The 18,812-nt window shown below is 62.4% G+C and carries 14 protein-coding genes and 1 pseudogene; 3 read left to right on the top strand and 12 right to left on the bottom strand.

Going from position 1 to position 18,812, the window contains the following annotated elements:
• A partial coding sequence (locus tag ABIB90_RS32160) for an IS110 family RNA-guided transposase (RefSeq protein ID WP_354202086.1) occupies window positions 1-825 on the top strand: 825 nt, incomplete at its 5' end.
• A gap of 478 nt (window positions 826-1,303) precedes the next feature.
• Window positions 1,304-1,660 (top strand): hypothetical protein, encoded by a 357-nt coding sequence (locus tag ABIB90_RS32150; protein WP_354165233.1) that lies wholly within the window; start codon window positions 1,304-1,306, stop codon window positions 1,658-1,660.
• Window positions 1,661-2,474: 814 nt separating this feature from the next.
• On the opposite strand, the gene ABIB90_RS32145 is transcribed toward ABIB90_RS32150, so the two are convergent.
• The 8 genes from ABIB90_RS32145 to deoC form a co-directional block, all read right to left on the bottom strand.
• Window positions 2,475-3,569 (bottom strand): ABC transporter ATP-binding protein, encoded by a 1,095-nt coding sequence (locus tag ABIB90_RS32145; RefSeq protein WP_354165189.1) that lies wholly within the window; start codon window positions 3,567-3,569, stop codon window positions 2,475-2,477.
• Window positions 3,570-3,653: 84 nt separating this feature from the next.
• Window positions 3,654-5,093: an extracellular solute-binding protein gene (locus tag ABIB90_RS32140; protein ID WP_354165227.1), complete on the bottom strand. Its 1,440-nt coding sequence runs from the start codon at window positions 5,091-5,093 to the stop codon at window positions 3,654-3,656.
• A 50-nt stretch (window positions 5,094-5,143) separates the two neighbouring features.
• Window positions 5,144-6,181: a carbohydrate ABC transporter permease gene (locus tag ABIB90_RS32135; protein WP_354165186.1), complete on the bottom strand. Its 1,038-nt coding sequence runs from the start codon at window positions 6,179-6,181 to the stop codon at window positions 5,144-5,146.
• Window positions 6,178-7,053, bottom strand: a complete 876-nt coding sequence (locus ABIB90_RS32130) for a carbohydrate ABC transporter permease (RefSeq protein WP_354165183.1) — start codon at window positions 7,051-7,053, stop codon at window positions 6,178-6,180. The genes ABIB90_RS32135 and ABIB90_RS32130 overlap by 4 nt, the downstream gene beginning before the upstream one ends.
• Before the next feature lie 7 nt (window positions 7,054-7,060).
• On the bottom strand, window positions 7,061-7,984 hold the full coding sequence (locus ABIB90_RS32125; RefSeq protein WP_354165180.1) for a ribokinase: 924 nt from the start codon (window positions 7,982-7,984) through the stop codon (window positions 7,061-7,063).
• Between the two features lie 5 nt (window positions 7,985-7,989).
• Window positions 7,990-8,445 (bottom strand): RbsD/FucU family protein, encoded by a 456-nt coding sequence (locus ABIB90_RS32120; protein WP_014494077.1) that lies wholly within the window; start codon window positions 8,443-8,445, stop codon window positions 7,990-7,992.
• 82 nt (window positions 8,446-8,527) lie between these two features.
• The gene (locus ABIB90_RS32115; RefSeq protein WP_354165177.1) at window positions 8,528-10,918 is read right to left on the bottom strand and encodes an aldehyde dehydrogenase family protein; all 2,391 of its coding nucleotides are present in this window, start codon (window positions 10,916-10,918) and stop codon (window positions 8,528-8,530) included.
• A 2-nt stretch (window positions 10,919-10,920) separates the two neighbouring features.
• Window positions 10,921-11,949 carry a deoxyribose-phosphate aldolase gene (gene deoC, locus ABIB90_RS32110; protein WP_502917001.1) on the bottom strand — a complete coding sequence of 343 codons (1,029 nt, stop codon included), beginning with the start codon at window positions 11,947-11,949 and terminating at the stop codon, window positions 10,921-10,923.
• 229 nt (window positions 11,950-12,178) lie between these two features.
• Between deoC and ABIB90_RS32105 the strand changes: the two genes are divergently transcribed.
• On the top strand, window positions 12,179-12,973 hold the full coding sequence (locus ABIB90_RS32105; RefSeq protein WP_354165174.1) for a DeoR/GlpR family DNA-binding transcription regulator: 795 nt from the start codon (window positions 12,179-12,181) through the stop codon (window positions 12,971-12,973).
• 82 nt (window positions 12,974-13,055) lie between these two features.
• On the opposite strand, the gene ABIB90_RS32100 is transcribed toward ABIB90_RS32105, so the two are convergent.
• The 4 genes and pseudogenes from ABIB90_RS32100 to ABIB90_RS32085 all read right to left on the bottom strand — a co-directional run bounded on the left by ABIB90_RS32100 (window position 13,056) and on the right by ABIB90_RS32085 (window position 18,775).
• The gene (locus ABIB90_RS32100; protein WP_354202085.1) at window positions 13,056-14,210 is read right to left on the bottom strand and encodes a substrate-binding domain-containing protein; all 1,155 of its coding nucleotides are present in this window, start codon (window positions 14,208-14,210) and stop codon (window positions 13,056-13,058) included.
• 102 nt (window positions 14,211-14,312) lie between these two features.
• Window positions 14,313-15,305 carry an ABC transporter permease gene (locus ABIB90_RS32095; protein ID WP_354165168.1) on the bottom strand — a complete coding sequence of 331 codons (993 nt, stop codon included), beginning with the start codon at window positions 15,303-15,305 and terminating at the stop codon, window positions 14,313-14,315.
• The gene (locus tag ABIB90_RS32090; protein WP_354165165.1) at window positions 15,302-16,882 is read right to left on the bottom strand and encodes a sugar ABC transporter ATP-binding protein; all 1,581 of its coding nucleotides are present in this window, start codon (window positions 16,880-16,882) and stop codon (window positions 15,302-15,304) included. Before ABIB90_RS32090 ends, ABIB90_RS32095 begins: the two co-directional genes overlap by 4 nt.
• A 736-nt stretch (window positions 16,883-17,618) precedes the next feature.
• Window positions 17,619-18,775, bottom strand: a pseudogene (locus ABIB90_RS32085) (mandelate racemase/muconate lactonizing enzyme family protein).
• Window positions 18,776-18,812 lie beyond the last annotated feature (37 nt).

The raw sequence follows: 18,812 nt of genomic DNA, 5'->3' as shown, positions 1-18,812 counted from the left end.
AAGACGAACCGGCGCGATGCGGTAAGCCTCGCCAAGCTGTTGCGCGCGGACGAGCTCACGGCGGTGTGGGTGCCGGACGAGCGCCATGAGGCTATGCGCGATCTCTCGCGCGCCCGTCAAGCAGTGAAGAAGGACCTCCAGGGCAAGCGTCAACAGATCTCGTCATTGATGCTGCGGCTGGGACGCATCTATCCGGGCAAGACAACGTGGGGACCAGCCCACATGAGATGGCTCATGTCGCAGAAGCTCGAGCATCGCGAGCAGCGCATCGCATTCGAAGAGTTACTTGAGGGGGTACGCCAGGAAAGTGAGCGGCTGGAGCGTTTGGAAGATGCCATCCGCGAGGTAGTACCCGAGTGGTCGCTCGCCGAGGTTGTGTCGGCCCTGCAGGCGATGCGGGGGATTGATCTCATTGCGGCTGTGGGGGTGCTGGCTGAGATCGGTGATCTATCCCGCTTTCAAAATCCGCGCGAGCTGATGGGCTATCTGGGTCTGGTGCCCACAGAAAACTCGACTGGCGACCAAGTCAAGCGAGGCGGCATCACCAAAGCCGGTAATGGGCGGGCGCGACGTATTCTTGTAGAGGCGGCCTGGAGCTATCGATATCCGCCGCGCGTGAGCCGAGACAAGCAGCCAAAGGTGGAGGCCGCACCGAGAGTCGCGCGCGAGATTGCGTGGAAAGCGCAAACCAGGCTGTGCGGACGCTTCCGCTCACTCGAGCGGAAGGGCAAGCGGCGAACCGTAATCGTCACGGCGATTGCCCGAGAGCTATCCGCCTTCATTTGGGCGATCAATCGCGAGCTCATGCCACCTCGACAGGCGTGACATCGTTGGGGGCTGTGGACCGCTCGAGTCATGAGGTGCGCTCGACCGGCCCACAGCCCCCTTTGTTGCAATCAAGATCAGGGGGCAGTCGCAGACATTAATCGTGCAGAAGTGAAGGCGGGACCACGGCAGGGGAAATCCTGAAATCCATTATGTGGCCGATCATCCGATCGACGCCCGACGCTAGACCAGGGACAGCCCCAGACGAAAAAACGGAAATGCGGTATCCAACCCGCGCATCAGAGCCTGTTCACCGACGTCTTTGAGTCCCGCCTTCTCCTCTGCACGATCCATCGGCACAAGAACTTCACGATGAGTCCTCGTGGAGATGAGAAACCGTGCGCTGTGTGCTTGACTGGGGACATCAGAATGGGATGGTCGGCCGTGCTCCTGCCCCGCCAGCGATAAGCTGGCCAGGGGCTCCAAAGACAGGGAGCATGGCATCGATCTCGCGCGAGATCGCCCCGGTGAGCTCGACATGCTCGCGCTCGCGAAGAACATCCCTCGCCTGCTGAAGGCGCTGCTCGGTCTCGGTCTGCACGATCCGGGCGATCACCTGATCGCGGCGGACCTCGTCGCCGATGCCCACGTCGAGCGAGGGCAGTTTTCCGCTGACCGCGGGCACGGCATTGACCAGGCGACCACCGCTGCTCAACAAAATGCCGTCAGCGTAATGGCAAGATGCTGCCATGTCCCTGCACATCGGATCGTGCACTTGCCCGGCGCCACGCATTTCTATCCCCGAACGTCGCCCGTTACGCAAGAAGATGGAAGCACCACGGATCTTGAAAGCGCGATCGCGCTATTCCTGAGCGAAACGCTGACCGAGAAGTAGTCGTCATCCTAATATCAGGGACGCGATCACGCCCTACGTGAAAAGCTCTACCACGGTTTCCCCAAATGCCGAGCCGTCGCTGAGGCAATGGAATCGAGGGCCACAATCTTTGGACTCCACCGCTTTTCGGCTCCACATACTTCGGTAGGGCCGGTTTCAAGCACTCGATAAGAGGGGCCGAACAGCACAACCACGGACCCGCAACCATCTCAAATCGCTATTTGAGGCGGTGGCCTGAACGGGCGGATCGGTCGGCCGATCCGTCGGCAATATGAGAACCGAACCGCCAGCGACGACATTGTTTGTGGATATGGGCGGAAGGTCGGCATCGTCCTGCGAACCCGGCGTCCCGAACGCAGTGAACATCTTCTAAGTTGTTGATTTTTATCGAGGTGACAATCGTTTTCATCCCGTTTTGTTCACGGTCGTTTCACCCAATTCGTTGCGATTTCGTTGCGGCGTTCTGAGAGAGAACGGCCGCCACCGTTGCATGCTCTTGCAGGCTCTCCCAAGCATCAGCGGGACCGGGGCCATTCGCAAAATTTTCGCGCCGTTCTCTCCCGCAGAGGTTTGAGAATGATCCCAGCTTCTCTAACGCTCAGGCCAAAACTGCGGGGGAAAGTGCACTCCTCATTCCAACTGCAGTGCAATTCCAAGCTTGCTATTCAAGCATCGGCTGCCCAGTACGCATATTCCACGGAGGAGAGGATCAAGCTATCGAGCCCAAACAGGTGCGAAATCGTTCGCAGTCACTTTAGCGCCGCCTTAGCCCGGCACCTGGCAAAGGGTCCCATAGACATAGAGGGCCAGCGAATCAGGCCACGATCGCTTGTCCTGTCGCCTTATCGAACAAATGTGCTCGCTGCAGGTCGAGTCCCACGTCAAACGGCCGATCGGGCTCGGCGGCAACTCCGACCTGCATCTGCGCAGTGAACGGAAAGGCACCGACGGTGCCGATCACGAGCGTATGCGGTCCCAATGGCTCGACGTCCCTTACAATCATACGGACAAATGAGCCAGCCGGGGCCTCTTGGTAAACAACGTGGTCGGGCCGGACGCCCAGCACCAAGGGTTTGCCGATGCTGGCTGTATAAGCCGCCTCGCGAGACTTCGGTAGCGCTAACGCCGTGCCCGAAGGTTCGATGAAAACTAGCGCGCCGTCTCGGGCGACAATCTCGCCATGGATGAAATTCATGCTGGGTGCGCCCATGAATCCCGCGACGAAGAGATTGCTGGGCTTCTCGTAGATCGTGATCGGGTCGGCCGCCTGCTCGATCCGGCCACGATTCATCACCACGACGCGATCCGCCATGGTCATCGCCTCGACCTGATCGTGCGTGACATAAACGATCGTCTTGGCAAGACGGCGATGCAGCGCCTTGATCTCGGTCCGCATCTCGATGCGGAGCTTGGCGTCGAGATTTGACAATGGCTCGTCGAACAGAAACACGTCCGGGCTGCGCACGATGGCACGGCCGATCGCGACGCGCTGACGCTGTCCGCCGGAGAGCTGCTTGGGCCGGCGGTCCAGATATTGCTCGAGGTCGAGAACCCGTGCCACGTCCTGAACTGCTTTCGCGATGCTGGCGCGTGAATTGCCGCGCACCTTCATGCCGTAGCCGATGTTCTCTCCGACCGTCATGTGCGGATAGAGTGCATAGTTCTGGAACACCATCGCACAATTGCGCAAGCCCGGACGCAGCTGCGTCACGTCGCGGTTGCCGATGCGGATGTTTCCGCTGGTGACCGCCTCCAGCCCCGCAATCATGCGTAATGTCGTGGTCTTGCCGCAGCCGGACGGCCCGACAAGCACGACGAATTCCTCGTCGGCGACGTTCAGATCGAGCCCCTCGATGATCTTGTAGGGCCCATATGCCTTGGTGACGTTCTCGATCTTGACGTGCGCCATGGATTCCTTTTCCGTCCCTTGCATCGACGGCCAACAATGCCCGGATGATGCTTACGCATCATCCGGGGCAGTCTCCGCAGGAAGCTAGTTCTTGGGCGGAAGACCCATCGCTGCGCGATAGGCCGCCAATTGCTTCGCGCGCCCGAACTCGTCGGTCAGGCGATTCCATTCCTTCGCGACCGCGTCCAGCGCGGCCTGCGGCGTGGTCTGGCCGGCCAGCGCCTTGCCAAGCTCGATCTCGACGACCTCGGTGTAGGAGAAATAGCCCGGCAGACGCATGTCGAGCGCGACATTCTTGGCATTGATCGAATCCGCTTGCGCGCCGAGATATTCCTTGGCCTCTTCGGGCGAGAAGTTCTTGCTCCACAATTGCAGATTGGCCGTGTGCGATTTGCGGTAAGGATTGACCCCGGAGCCACCGGTGATCGCCGCTTGCCCCGACACTTCGGGGCTCGTCAGCGTCTTGACGAAGTCCCAAGCTGCCTGCTGGTTCTTGCCGACCTTCGGTACCGCGACCTGCCATCCGCCGAATGCCATGAATGGCGCCGGCAACACGCTTCCGAACTTGTCCCACTTCTTGGTCTTGGCGTTCCAGATCTGATCCGATCCCGGCAGGATCGCCGAACCGACCTTGCCCGAAATCTTCGACTGCTTGGGATCGGCGGCGATCACGCCGGTGTCGCCCCAGCCGATCGACTCGGCCACCTGGCCGCCGGCCACAGCGGCATTGACCTCGCCGAACGAGAAGTTCAGCGCATTGGGCGGGCCAAGTTTTGAGGCACGGATGTATTCTTCCAGTCCCTTCACCCAGCCCGGATTGTTGATCTGGGCATCCATCGTTTCGGGGTCGAAGAACATCGCGCCCGGATAGTTAGGGTTGTTTGTATAGGCGGCCGCGTGGCTGAAGAAGAACCAGAACTGCTGGCCGCCGCGACGGAAGGCTTCCGCCGTGCCCCAAAGCCCCTTGTCCGGGCGCTGGAAGAACTCCGCGATATCGAGATACTGCTTCCAGGTCTTTGGCGGCGCCAGGTCGTAGCCGTACTTGGCCTTGAAGGCGTCCTTCTCCTTGGGATCGTTGAACAGGTCGGTGCGATAAGTGTAGGTATGAACGTCGCCGTCCATCGATTGCGAATAGATCTTGCCTTCCCACACCATCAGGCGCTCACGATAGGCTGGCTCGATATCGTCCCAATCCTTGCCGGACTGCATCTCCTTCGGCATCTCGCTGAGAAATGAGACGAAGTCTGGCAGCCAGGCGGGTGCAAAGCTGACCAGATCGAATGTCGCGTCCGATCCCGTCAGTGACGTGACGATCTTCGGGTAGAGCTCCGACCATGGAAACTCGACCACATTGACTTTGCCGCAGGTCTTCTTGGTCCATTCGTCCGCGCCGAGCTTGAGCGCAGAGGCGATATACGGGCCGGTCTGCGACGCCACCGTCAGGGTGACGCCGGAATAATCCGGGCTACAGGCAGCGTTCGCCTGGCTCACGGTGCAAGCCATCGCGAGCGAGGTGGTCAGCATCAGAAACGTCCGTCGCAACATCGTCCAGTCCTCCCTAGATAAGTTTTTTGCTATTTGATCGCTCCGAGCAGCAGGCCCGACCGCATCATGCGGCTGAGCAGACCTGCCATGATCATCATCGGAATGATGGCGACGAGCGCCGCGGCCGAGATCGCCCACCATTCGTCGCCGCGCTGGCTGTTCTGTCCCGCCACCAGGATCGGCAGCGTCTGCCATCTGGAATTGGTCAGGAACAGCGCGAACAAGAACTCGTTCCAGACGAAGGCGAGCGTGATCATGAAGGTCGCCAGCAGTCCGTTCATCGACATCGGCACCACGATGCCGAGGAAGATGCGCCAGCTCGGCACGTTGTCGACCATCGCGGCCTCCTCGACCTCGATCGGGATAGCTTCGAAAAAGTCGCGCATCAGCCAGACCACGATCGGCAACGAGAACGCGACGTAGCACAGCGTCATGCCGACATAGCTGTCGATGAGCTGGAAGCCGAGCCGGCCGATTTCGCTGTAGAGCAGATAGAGCGCGAACGCCGTGACGATCGGCGGGAACATGCGCTGGCTGACGAACCAGAACAGGATGTCCTCATTGCCGAGGATCGGCCCCGGCAGCGGCAGGCGGTTGGCCAGGATTGCAGCGACAAGCGAGATCGGGAACGCCAGCAGCAGCGCCTGCGGTCGGGTAAATCCAAGCGTGTTGTTGAACAGCAGATAGCCGCCGAGCGCGAGCAGGAAGAAGATCAGGCCGGCGCCAAGGCGCACCCTGAATTCGAACCGCACCAGCGCATAGGCCGCCATCGCGCCGATCGCAGTCGCAATCGCCGCCGCGGACAGTCCAATGATCGTCGAGTTCAGGAAGGTTCGGAAGAACTCGCCACGGATGCCCTGATAGAGATCGATGAGGGGCTGCAGGGTCGGCGTGAAATCGACGAACGGAATATAGGTCGGGCCGCCGACCACGCCCGGCGGGGTCTTGAACGCCGTCACCACCACCCAATAGAGCGGAAACACCGAGATCAGAAACCAGACGAGCACGCCGGCCGCGACCAGGCGGCGGCTCCAACTCGACAGTCCGGTAAGGCCTTGCCCGCTCATCGGCGCTTCTCCAGATGCGGCCGTAGCAGCGCCAGATAGGTCACGCCAATGATCGTGATCGCGATCAGGAACAGGAAGCTGAGCGCCGACGTGTAGCCGAGATTGAACTTCTTGAAGCCCTCCTGATAGGCGAACAAGGTCAGGGTCTCGGTGTCTACACCCGGTCCGCCGCCTGTCATCACGAACACGGTGTCCATGATCTTGTAGCTCTCGATCAGGCGGATGAAGACGACCGCGGCGGAGATCGGCAGCATCATCGGAAAGGTGATGCCCCAGAATTGCTGCCAGGCGCTGGCGTTCTCGAGCTCGGCCGCCTCGTAGACGTCTTCAGGGAGTGTCTGCAGGCCAGCCAGCATCATCAGGATGATGAACGGTGTCCACTGCCAGATCTCAATCGCAATGATGCATGCGAGCGCCCAGTGTCCGTTGGTGAGGAACGGCAGGTTCGCCAGTCCAAACATGGACAGGAACTGGTTGAGCGGGCCCATGGTCGGATTGAAGATCATGCGGGCAACGAGCGCGACGGCGACCGGGGCCAGCAGCATCGGCAACAGCAAGGCCACGCGAAACAGCCGCTCGCCAGGAACGCGCGCGTTCAGCGCGAGCGCAACGCCAAACCCGATCACGTATTGCACCCCGACGGCGATGAACGCGATTAGCGACGTCGTGAAGATCGCATTCCAGAAGCGCGGCTCTTGCAAGAGCGTCACATAATTACCGAACCACACCACGCGTGGCGGGATCGGCGGAATCAGGCGATAGCTGAGGAAGCTCGTGGTGAACGAATAGATCAGCGGAAAGATCGAGATCGCCAGCACGACGAGCACCGCCGGCCAGATGAAGACATGCTTGATCGGATCGTTCCGCATCATGTGCAGATCATTCCCTCAACAGGGCTTCAATCTCAGCGCGCCGCGGCATCGCAGGCGCAGTCCCCGCGCGCGTCACGGAAATGCCCGCCGTGGCCGAACCGAAGCGCGCCGCTTCCAGTGGATCGGCGCCGCCCGCAAGCGCTGCTGCGAATCCGCCGACGAATGCATCGCCGGCGCCCGCGGTTTCGACCACCTGGCCGGCAGCGAACGGCCGCACGTGCAGCGAGCGATCCCGCCCGTGAAACAACGCTCCGCGTTCGCCGAGCGTGATCAGCGCGGTACCCGCCCCCTTGGCCAGCAACGCGTCTCCGGCGCGGCGGGCACCGGCAAGATCGCTCACCGCGATCCCGGTCAGCGCCTCGGCCTCGGTCTCGTTGGGAACGACGTAGTCGCATAGTGCAAACAGGCTGTCGTCGAATGCGCCCGCGGGTGCCGGGTTGAACACGGTGATGCTGCCCGCAGCGCGCGCGATGTCGAGGCCGCGCTGCGCAGCCGCGACCGGTTGCTCGAGCTGGGTCACGAAGACGCGGCTGGTACGGATCGCATCCGCCGCCGCGTCGACGTCGGCGGGGTTGAGACCGTCGGCTGCTCCGCTCACCACGATGATGGCGTTGTCGCCGCGGGTCTCGTGGACATAGATGAAAGCGGCGCCGGTCGGCGCCTCCGCAGTCCTGGTGACGCGCGGCCGAATTCCTTCTGTCTCCCACGTCTTGATGGCGAGATCGCCGAAGGCGTCGTTACCGATACGCGAGATGAAGGTCACGTCCGCGCCCGCGCGCACAGCCGCCACCGCCTGGTTCGATCCCTTGCCGCCTGGTCCCATGGCAAATCCGGAGCCCGCGATCGTTTCACCGATTGCTGGCATGTTGCCGGCCCGGAACGCCAGATCCACGACGAAGATGCCGAGCACTGCGACGCCAGTCTTGCTCATGGTCGTCACTCTCCGTCCGGCGCGATGACGCCCTTGGAGAACAGGAAGCAGCCGTAGAAGCGCCGCTCACCGGTGGCGATCACGCAGTAGGCCGTCTTGGCCTTTTCATAGAAGGCATGACGCTCGACCCCGACCAGCGGCCAAGAGCGTCCCTCGGCGCGGTCGATCGCGGCCTGCACCTCGCGCTGCACCGGCGGCACCTCCTGGGGTTGGCCGACGATCTCCATGCGGATCGCGGCATCGTCGACGAACGTATCGAGCGGCAGCACCGAGAGGATGGCTTCGATCGCCTTTGCCGTACTGACGTTGTCAATGCGAAGCAGCTCGCCGAACACGGTCTGGCGCGCGATCGAGTCAGCAGGGAAATTAGTATCGCACACCACGAGGCGGTCTCCGTGCCCCATTGCGCGCAAGGCATAGAGCACGTCGGCATTGAGCAGTGGATTGATGCCCTTGAGCATGTTGCGTCCCTCCCTTGTCTTCAAGAATCGCCCGAACTCTGATGGTTCGGGCGCCAACCAGTATCACCGCAAGGTGACGTCTTTAGTCCCCGTAGGGAATCCAGATATTCTTCACCTGCACCGCATGGCGGAGCAGGATCGGGCCTTCGCTCGCCGCCCGGTCGTACCAATCGAGCGCCAGGCCATGGTCGACCAGCGTGCGCTTGAGATTGCCGACCGATAGCCGCTCCGCGGCCGTCGAGGCCTCCTGCGAGCCGAACACCCAGAGCGCATCGACGTCGTCATGTTCGGCGAGGACCTTTGCCAGCGCATCGCGCTCGCCGGTGACGATATTGACGACGCCTGCCGGCACGTCCGACGTCTCCAGCACCTGATAGAAATCAGTCGCTGCAAGCGGATGCCGCTCGCTCGGGACGGCGACGACACGGTTGCCCATCGCGATCAACGGTGCCACCAAGCTAATAAAGCCCAGCAACGGGGCCTCGTCCGGGCAGGCCACCCCGACCACGCCGATCGGCTCGTGCATGGCAAGCGCCACGCCGCGCAACGGCGGCGCATGGATCGTCCCCTCGTATTTGTCGGCCCAGGCCCCATAGCTGAACAGCCGCTCGATACTCGCGTCGACCTCTACGCACGCCTTTGCGGGCGAAACGCCGGTCATATCACCGATGCGCCGGGCAAACTCGTCGACGCGCGCGGACAGATTCTCGGCAAGGTAGTAGAGGATTTGGGCGCGATTATGCGTCGTTGCCCGCGCCCACCCCTCGGCCGAGCGCGCGGCAGCCACCGCGTTACGGATATCCTTGCGATTGCCCTCGCCGATCTCGCCGAGGTGCCGCCCCTTCGGCGACAGCACCGTGCGCGAATAATTCCCGTCAGGACGGACCTGCTTGCCGCCGACGAACAGCTTGGCGGTTCGGTCGATCGAGGGCGTGCCAAATCCTGCGCCGCCGGCAGAAGCCGCCGGGGATGGCGGCGGCACCTTCGCCCGCGCCTTCCGCCCGCTCCATGCCTTCGGCTTGAGGTATTCGTAGAGGCCTTCCCGGCCGCCCTCGCGGCCGAAGCCGGACTCGCGATAGCCGCCGAAGCCGACGCTGGCGTCGAACAAATTGGTCGCATTGACCCAGACCACGCCGGCCTGAAGTTTTGGCGCGATATCGAGCGCCAAGCCAATGGTCTCGCTCCACACGCTGGCCGCAAGGCCATAGCGCGTGTTGTTGGCGAGCATCACCGCCTCGTCCGGCGTACGGAACGTCATCGCGACCAGCACCGGACCAAAGATCTCCTCGATCGCCACGGTCGATGACGGATGCACGTTCCAGAGCAAGGTCGGGGGATAGAAGCATCCCTCGGCGGGGATCGGCCCCGGCGCCTGATACTTCTCGGCGCCCTCGTTGACGCCGGTTTCGACCAGCGCCTTGATCCGCTCGAGCTGCACCGGTGCGACCACCGCGCCCATGTCGATCGACTTGTCGAGCGGCGGACCCACGCGCAGCGTCTCCATACGGCGGATCAGGCGCTTGCGGAATGTCTCCGCAATGCCCTCCTGCAACAGCAGTCGCGATCCGGCGCAACAGACCTGGCCCTGGTTGAACCAGATCGCATCGACCACGCCTTCCACGGCGCCATCCATGTCGGCGTCATCGAACACGATGAACGGCGACTTGCCACCGAGCTCGAGGGTCAGCGACTTGCCGCTGCCTGCGGTCGACTGACGGATCAACCGACCGATCTCGGTCGATCCCGTGAAGGCGATCTTGTCGACACCGGGATTTTCGACGAGAGAAGCGCCGGTGGCGCCATCACCCGTCACCACATTCAACACGCCGGGCGGCAGGCCCGCTTCCGCCGCGAGTTCGGCGAACAGCAGCGCGGTAAGCGACGTGAACTCCGCCGGTTTCAGCACCACGGTGTTGCCGGTCGCCAGCGCGGGCGCGATCTTCCAGGCCAGCATCAGCAGCGGAAAGTTCCAGGGGATGATCTGGCCGATCACACCGACCGGGACATGGTCGGCGAATTCGCGCTCCTGCAATTGGGCCCAGCCGGCGTGATACAGGAAGTGGCGCGCAGCAAGTGGCACGTCGAGATCGCGGGTTTCCCTGATCGGCTTGCCATTGTCGATCGCTTCCAGCACCGCGAACAGACGAGCATGACGTTGCAGCATGCGCGCCAGCGCATAGAGATGACGGGCACGACCGTGGCCACCGAGCTTTGCCCATGACGACTGCGCCGATCGCGCGGCGCCGACGGCAGCCTCGACATCCGCAGCGATGCCTTGCGCGAGTTTGGCCAACGTCTTGCCCGTGGCCGGCTCGATCGTCGTCAGATGCTTGGCCGAAGCCGGCGTGAGGAATTTACCGGCAATGAAATGCCCGAATGTCGCGTCGTGCCGCTTCAGCCAGGCGCGCGCCTCGCCGTCCGCCTCGGGAGCGGGACCATAATCCATGGTCTCGTAGTAATGTGCGATGCTCATGCTCAGCCCACGGGATGACGGTTGAAGGCCGAGTAGCGGCCGGTGACGTGATGCTCAAGCTGACGCTCGATGTCGGCGAGCAGGCTCGAGGCGCCGACGCGGAACAGATCGGGCTCGAGCCAATCGCGACCCAACTCCTCCTTCATCAGGAACTGGTAGTTGAGCACATCCTTCGCCGTCGAGATTCCACCGGCCGGCTTGAAGCCGATCTTGAAGCCGGTGCGCTCCTGATAGACCCTGATCATGCGCAGCATCGCCAGCGTCACCGGCAGCGTGGCATTGACGCCTTCCTTGCCAGTGGAGGTCTTGATGAAGTCGGCGCCGGCCATCATGCAGACCATCGACGCCTTGGCGACGTTGCGCAGCGTTTTGAGGTCGCCGGTTGCCAGGATCGTCTTCAGATGCGCGTCACCGCAGGCCGCGCGGAAATCCCGGACTTCGGCGTAAAGAGCGCGCCAGTCTCCGGTCAGCACATGCTCACGCGTGATGACGATGTCGATCTCCTGCGCACCGTCCCTGACGGACGCCTCGATCTCCTTGAGTTTCAGATCGTGCGGCACGAGACCCGCAGGAAATCCGGTCGAGACCGCAGCGACGGGAATGTCATGCCCATCGAGCGCTTCGACCGCGGTTGCGACGAAGCGGTGATAGACGCAGATCGCGCCCGTGTGCAGCCCGCGCCCGGCAAAGCCGAGCGCCTCGAGAAGGTCGTTTCGGATCGGCGCCCTCGCCTTGGCGCAAAGGCGCTTCACCCGCTCGGCTGTATCGTCGCCGTTGAGTGTCGTCAGGTCGATGCAGGCGATCGCCTTCAGCAACCACGCCGCCTGCGCGTCCTTCTTCACGGTACGCCGGCCCGGCAGGCTGGCAACCCGGCGCTCGGCAGCGGATAGATTGATCCTGATCTCATCGAGCCAATCCATCTCGAGCGCGCGGCCGCAGTTGCGCGCGATCGGATGCGGATGATTGTGATCCCGCGCAGGTGGCTGCGCCGGCACTGCGGATGGATTCGATATCAAGACGCCCTGCGCCATCGGTACGCCGCGCAATGCTAGCGAATCGACTGAGACGGCAGATAGACTGAATGTGCCGATTGCAACATGCGATCCTCCCATCTCTTGCCGGCTGGAGCTTCTGCTGCCTGCTATCGCGGACAGCGAAACGTCCTTCAGGCCAGATGTTATTATTGTAACAGATTGACGTTGCTAAACTCACATCATTGTAAGATCATTGTCAACCGGATAAGCAAGCTCGGTGACGAAAATGACTGAAACACCGACCGCACGCCCCAGCGAGACCCGCGTCCAGCGACTGCAACGGCTGCGACGCGCCGTCGAGACGAGCGGCGCACTGCATCTGAAGGACGCCGCAGAGCTGCTGAAGGTGTCGGAGATGACGGTCAGGCGCGACCTTGCCGGACCCGAGGCGGCGCTCGCTTTGCTCGGCGGCTACGTCGTCAACGCGGCGTCGCCGACCGGGATCAAGTACACATTCGAACAGGAAATCGACCAGCATACGCAGGACAAGCTCCTCGCCTGCCGATCAGCAGCCGCCTCGATCAAAGAAGGTGACACCATCTTCATCGATTGCGGCACCACGATGCAGTCGCTGGCGGATTGCCTGCCTGAGGACATGCCTCTCTCGGTGATCTGCTATTCGCTGAACGTCGCCTCGATCGTCACCCACCGTCCGGCGACGCAGGTGATGCTGATGGGCGGGCTCTACCATCCGTCATCGCAATCGTTCTCGTCGGATGACGGCCTGTCCTATTTGCGGCGGCTCGGGGTCAACAAGGCTTTCGTCTCGGCCGGCGGCCTGCACTGGACCCGAGGCGCCAGCTGCTCCAATTTTCACGAAGTCGCCATCAAGCAGGCCGTCATCGCGACCGCTATGGAAAGCATCCTCGTGGTCGACGCCAGCAAGCTCGGCAGCCTCAAGCCGGCGTCTTTCTCCGACGTCAGCTCGTTCTCGCGGATCATCGTCGGTGGCTCCGTGTCGGCAGACACGCGCAAGCACTTCCGCAGCCTTCCCGTCGAATACGTCACCAGCGCGGCCTGATCCGGACGGGGGCTGGTTCGCCCGGATCAGGTGGGCCGAAACGATGCGCGGTCCCGCGGAACCGCGCATCGGTATGACAGGCTCAGTTGCAGGCGGGCTTCGCCTTGTTGCAGGCATCCGTCAGCTCGGCCGGCGGATCCTTCTTGAACACGGTCTTGTAGGACTCCAGCACATTCGACTGCGTCACCGGCAACGACTGCACACCGATCCAGCCGGGCGTTTCCTTACCCAGCAGCGCATTCATCATCGCCAACGCCTCGGCAACGCCCTGGTCGTAAGGACGCTGCGAGCCGGTCGCCTTCAGCGGACCGCCCTTGGCAATTTCGATCGCCGATTGCAGGCCGAGGTCGACCGTCGTCATGGGAATATCGATGCCCTGAGCCCGCATCGAGCTCAGCGTGTCGAGCGCCGGTTGATCCCACACCGCGTACAGTCCCTTGACGTCGGGATTGCCGGTCAGGAAGTCGCCCGCGATCTGTGAGACCTTCGGCGGATCGGTGAAATCGACCTGCTTCATCTTGATGTCGGGCCGGTTTGCTTTCATCCACTCCCGCACGCCCTTGGTGCGCTCGTTGGTGCTGAAATAGTCGACGCCGAAATTGACGAGACCGATGGTGCCGCCCTGCGCCACGCAGGACGCCAGGATCTGTGCCGCGATCTGGCCATTGCCCTGGCTATCGGCCGAGACCATCGTCGCGTATTCCTCGGGATGCTTCAGGCCGGTCGGGATGCTGTCCATCAGCACGAGCTTGATGCCGGCTTTGGCGATCTTCTTGTAGGTCGGAGCGGTCGCGGTGAAATCGACCGGGATCGAAATGATGCCGTCCGGATGCTGCTGGATGGTGTTCTCGATATCGGCGATCTGCTTGTCCACCTGATACTCGGCGGATGCAACGCCCGTCACCGTCACGCCGTACTTCTTCAGCGTATCGGTGATGCCCTGGATCTGGAGCTGCGACCAGTCGAGATTGACCGTCTGCATGGAGATGCCGACCTTGAAATGCTTCTCTTTGACCTTGGCGGCATCGGCCTCCGACAGCGCAAGCACCTCAGGGGAAGCCGCCTTCTCGCCGTGGGGTCCCTGGCCGACGATCGATTTCGGCCCGAGCGTTGCGAGATTGACACCCTTGACGCAGGTCGCGGGCACTTCGGCGCGAGCCGAGGGGACGATCGAGACGGCCGCAGCGGCAGCCATCAACACAGTCAAAGGCACGGCTTGTCGCAAGATTGATTTCATTGTTTCCTCCATTTTTGGTCGCCGATTCCGGAGGGCCAGCGACCTTGCCCCTACCCACGCGGCGCGATCAAACTGACCCTCATTCGCAGCGCCTGACTTCGACTAGCGTTTCGTGAAAGCAACCGCGGCAACGATGATCGCGCCCTTGATCACGAGCTGCATCGGCGAGCTCACGCCGAGCAGAACAAGGCCGTTGTTGAGCGTGCCGATGATCAAGCTGCCGAACAGCGTCCCCAGGATGTAGCCGCGCCCGCCGAACAGGCTGCAGCCGCCGAGGATCACCGCGGCAATGACGTCGAGCTCCATGCCCTGCACGACATCCGGACGCGCGGCGTGTGAACGCGCCGACAGCACCAGGGCCGCGAGTCCCGCCAGCGTGCCGGTCAGGACAAAGGCCGCTGTCGTGATCCGTTTGGTATTGATGCCGGAATAGAGCGCCGCAGTCGGATTGCCGCCGACCGCATAGATGCGCCGGCCGAACACGTTGTAGTGCAGCAGCAGGATGCCGACGATCATCGCCGCCAACGTCCAGGCGATCGGAACAGGTATGCCGAGGAACGTGCCTTCGCCAAAGATCGCGAAATAGGTCTCGTTAGTGATGATCACCGGCTTGGTGTTGGTCACCATCATCGCCAGTCCCCGCGCCATGCTCAGCGAGCCTAGCGTCACCAGGAACGACGGGATCGAGAGCTGCGTGGTCAGGACGCCATTGAGCAGCCCCACCAGCGCGCCGGTGCCGAGCCCGGCCACGGCGCCCATGATCCAGCTGTTATTGATCTGGCTCATCGCGAGAGCGGCCGCCATGCCTGATAGCGCCAATGTCGAGGCAACCGACAGATCGATCTGACGCGCGATGATAGTGAAGGTCATGCCGACGGCGATGATCGACACCAGCGTGGTCTGGCGCCCGATGTTCAGGAAATTGTCGACCGAGAGGAACCAGGGCGAGGACAGGCTGAACACGACCAACAGGATCAGAAAGGCGATGTACAGCATGTACGGCCGCTCGCCCCGCAGCAGATTCTGGAGAATCTTGCGGCGGCGATCGGATCGGGTCGACGAGGCGACCACGTTGGGAGCGGTCAGTTCGGTCATGCGGGAAGCTCTTGCAAGTGGCCGGGCCCGGAGGCCTGGTACATCTGGAGGAGATGATGCAGCTCTTCGGCATCATCGATCTCGCCGCGCGAAAGCGTACGAGCCACGCGCCCGTTGACGATCACGGAGATGCGGTCGCAGAGCTCGATCAATTCGACGAGGTCGGACGAAACGACCAGGACCCCGCTGCCGTCGCGGACGGCGTTCCGGATCACGGCATAGATTTCCTCGCGTGCGCCCACGTCGACGCCGACCGTCGGTTCGTCCAGGAGCAGCACGCGCGGCCGCGGGTCATTCCATTTTCCGAACACGACTTTTTGCTGGTTGCCGCCGGAGAGTGTTCTGACCAGGCTGAACGCGCCGGGCGCTTTCACCGAAAGCCTGGCGACCGCGGTTTCCGCACGCCTGGCGGCGGCGCGTTGCTGCATCCAGCCCCAACGCGAGAAGTGGGGAATTCGCGGCAAGGTGACGTTTCGTTCGATCGAATGGTCCAGGACCAGACCCTGCACGTGCCGGTCTTCCGGCACCAGCGCGATGCCCTGCTCTATCGCATCGGCAGGCCCACTCGGCAGCCATCGCCGGCCCTCGATCTCGATTGCGCCGCTCTCGAGCGGCCTGAGGCCAAACACAGTCTCCAGAATCTCTGTGCGTCCGCTGCCGATCAACCCGGCGAGCCCATGGATCTCGCCCTTCAGCACGGACAGATCGACGGCACGAAGCCGGTCGTTGGACGCATCCGACAGCGACAAGACCGGCGACGGATCCAGTTCACGCTTCGCAGCAGGTTCGGTGCGCGGGCCCGTGGCTGCCGATCGATCCGTTCCGACGATCGCGTTCACGAGCCGCTTCATGTCGGTCTCGGCGGTGACAAACGTGCCGGCGTTGGCGCCATCGCGCAGCACCGTGACGCGCTGCGAGATCTCGAAGACCTCATTGAGCCGGTGGGTCACATAGATCACACCGACTCCGCGGCGCGTCGCCTTCCCGATCGCGTCGAACAGGATCCGGACCTCATCAGATGTCAGCGAGGAGGTCGGCTCGTCGAGGATCAGGAGCCGAACCTCGCCCATCAACGCCTTTGCAATCTCCGTCATTTGGCGATAGGCGAACGGCAGCGAGCCGACGGTCGCTCTCGTATCCAGGGGAATGCCGAGTTCTTTCAGGAACGCCTCGGCCCTGGCCATCAGCGCGCGTTGCCGGACAAAGCCTAGAGCTGCGCGCGGCTCGCGACCGAGCAACAGATTGTCGGCAACGCTCAAGGATTCAACGAGGCTGAGGTCCTGATAGACGACCGCGATCCCCGCTTCGCGCGACTTCGCCGGGCTGTCGAATTCCACCGACCTTCCGGCGATCTCGATCGTGCCGCTGTCGAGAGTATGAACACCGCTGAGGATCTTGATCAGCGTGGATTTTCCCGCGCCGTTCTCGCCGAGTAGCGCGTGCACCTCGCCGGCCCGGACCTCGAGGTCAACGTCGCGTAGCGCCCGCACGCCGCCAAAGCGCTTGTTGATACCGCTGACCGTCACAAGCGAGGTCGGCGGCCGAGGTTCTGCTGAAACCGAACCGGACAATTCCAAGCTTTCCTCCCGCCGGCCCTGCAAGACGCTGGTACGATGGTGACATATTGTTACTTTTGCAACTTACGTTGTTATAATTCTATCACATTGGGCAGGCTGTCAATGGCAGATCACGTTGGAGCAGCCGGTTCGAATGACCGCCAGCCCACCACACTTCGTGCGGTCGCGAACGCGAGTCGGAGAGCCGGCGTTCCCAGCGGGGGATCTGCTCAACATCAAGGACGACCCGAGCTCACGACACGCTCCGCCCCGTCCGAGGTGGCAAGCACCCGATCGCCCATGCTTGAGAAGAATGGTTTGCCAGATCATACGGGCGGAGATTACGCTCCCCAAAGCGAGCGAATTGCCAAGATAATGGCTAACTTCCGCAAGTAATTCGCAATTGTGGGTCCCCTGCATAACTGCCGCCCGCATCGCTTGGCGGAGGCGTGACTAGCCCGCCTGGGAAATCGCAGCGGAACACAGATCAGCCCGTCAGGAGGCGATATGGCAGCGCTACCTACTCCTATGGCGCGGGCTGATCGCTCTCGATAAAAGCACCCACCTCGCGCGAGCCGCGGCTTACCAGAGCCCGCTCCTATCGGCTGTCATGAGATTTTGAACCCCGGGCACACACATCGTGCACACGCCGCCCTCTAATCGACTGAAAATATTGAACCGCTCCAATCCATTATGGGCCAAATTGAGCCAGTCGTAGCCAAGGAGATCGAGGTCAATCAAGCGCGACCCACAGCGATCAGAAGCCGACAGGCCTCCCCACAAGACTAGACATGCTGCGATAGCGCTCGATATATGAAAGATCAGGCGCTATTCCGAGTCCTGGGGCTTGGTTCAACTCAACCATGCCCTCCCTCACATTGAGAATCGGACCACAAAACAGATCGCGCAACGGGTTGTCATTGGCATCGACCTCCAGCCAGCCATCGCCTCCGACACTGGCAAGCAGATGCGCGGACGCAAGCAAGCCGATGCCTCCACCGAGATAGTGCGGACAGAACGTCTTGCCCGCTTTCAGGATGTCGCGAGCCAGCCGGGCACAGACGCTGAGGCCGCCCCATTTCGCGATATCCGGCTGAACCACACCGATGACACCTTCGACCAGAACGTCCTTGAAGACCTCGAGGCTCGAAATGTTTTCGCCGGCGGCAATTGGCATCTTCGCCAGGGCGTGCAGCCTGCGCCATTCCTCGCGCGGGCGATCGGCGCGGATCGGCTCCTCCAGCCAGCGCAGATCGAGTTCGGCAAGCCGCGGCAGCATCTCCATCGCCTGCGCGACTGACCAGCCCTGATTGGCATCGCTGGCGAGCATGCCGGCGCCGACGAGCCCGCGTAGCGCGGCCAAATTGGCGAGATCGGTCTCGGTGCCGAAGCCGACCTTCAGCTTCAGCGCGCGATGGCCGCGCTTGAGCGCGGCTTCCGCCGTCCGCGTGGCCCCGCCGGGATTGATGCCGCTCGGATAGACCTTGATCTTGTTCGACTGGCCGCCGAGGAGTTGCCACAGCGGCACCCGCTGACGGCGCGCTGAGATGTCCCACAGAGCGAGATCGATGCCCGAAATCGCCTGCGCAAACGGACGGGTTCACCGCATTGAAGCGCCAGCACCTCGGTGCCCTCGGTCAGGACCTCGAACGCCTGAGCAGGACCATCGAATTTGCGCCCGACAAGACGCGGCGCCAGCACCTCGTTGACGAGCCGGGCACGATGCTCCGCGCCTGGAGCAGGAAAGTTCGACCAGGCCTCACCCCATCCTTCGATCCCCTCTTCGTCGACGACGCGAACGATGACGGCGGGACGATTGAGCATCTTGCCGAACGACGTCACCACCGGCGTTGCCAGCGGATAGCGATAGCAGAACGCCTCGATCGAGCGGATGATGAAGTTGTCAGTCGTCATTTTGCAGATCCTGCGATCAATCCTGGACCACGCGGAG

This window comes from Bradyrhizobium sp. JR4.1 (genome assembly GCF_040548605.1).
Lineage (GTDB): Bacteria > Pseudomonadota > Alphaproteobacteria > Rhizobiales > Xanthobacteraceae > Bradyrhizobium > Bradyrhizobium canariense.
This window is presented reverse-complemented; position numbering and strand designations above follow the sequence as displayed.

Bases quoted from the DNA above. Each gene is read 5' to 3' on its own strand.
- ABIB90_RS32120 (WP_014494077.1), bottom strand. From the start codon at position 8,445: ATGCTCAAGGGCATCAATCCACTGCTCAATGCCGACGTGCTCTATGCC.
- ABIB90_RS32130 (WP_354165183.1), bottom strand. From the start codon at position 7,053: ATGATGCGGAACGATCCGATCAAGCATGTCTTCATCTGGCCGGCGGTG.
- ABIB90_RS32140 (WP_354165227.1), bottom strand. From the start codon at position 5,093: ATGCTGACCACCTCGCTCGCGATGGCTTGCACCGTGAGCCAGGCGAAC.
- ABIB90_RS32135 (WP_354165186.1), bottom strand. From the start codon at position 6,181: ATGAGCGGGCAAGGCCTTACCGGACTGTCGAGTTGGAGCCGCCGCCTG.
- ABIB90_RS32150 (WP_354165233.1), top strand. From the start codon at position 1,304: ATGCTCGCGCTCGCGAAGAACATCCCTCGCCTGCTGAAGGCGCTGCTC.
- ABIB90_RS32095 (WP_354165168.1), bottom strand. From the start codon at position 15,305: ATGACCGAACTGACCGCTCCCAACGTGGTCGCCTCGTCGACCCGATCC.
- deoC (WP_502917001.1), bottom strand. From the start codon at position 11,949: ATGGCGCAGGGCGTCTTGATATCGAATCCATCCGCAGTGCCGGCGCAG.
- ABIB90_RS32145 (WP_354165189.1), bottom strand. From the start codon at position 3,569: ATGGCGCACGTCAAGATCGAGAACGTCACCAAGGCATATGGGCCCTAC.
- ABIB90_RS32105 (WP_354165174.1), top strand. From the start codon at position 12,179: ATGACTGAAACACCGACCGCACGCCCCAGCGAGACCCGCGTCCAGCGA.
- ABIB90_RS32100 (WP_354202085.1), bottom strand. From the start codon at position 14,210: ATGAAATCAATCTTGCGACAAGCCGTGCCTTTGACTGTGTTGATGGCT.
- ABIB90_RS32115 (WP_354165177.1), bottom strand. From the start codon at position 10,918: ATGAGCATCGCACATTACTACGAGACCATGGATTATGGTCCCGCTCCC.
- ABIB90_RS32125 (WP_354165180.1), bottom strand. From the start codon at position 7,984: ATGAGCAAGACTGGCGTCGCAGTGCTCGGCATCTTCGTCGTGGATCTG.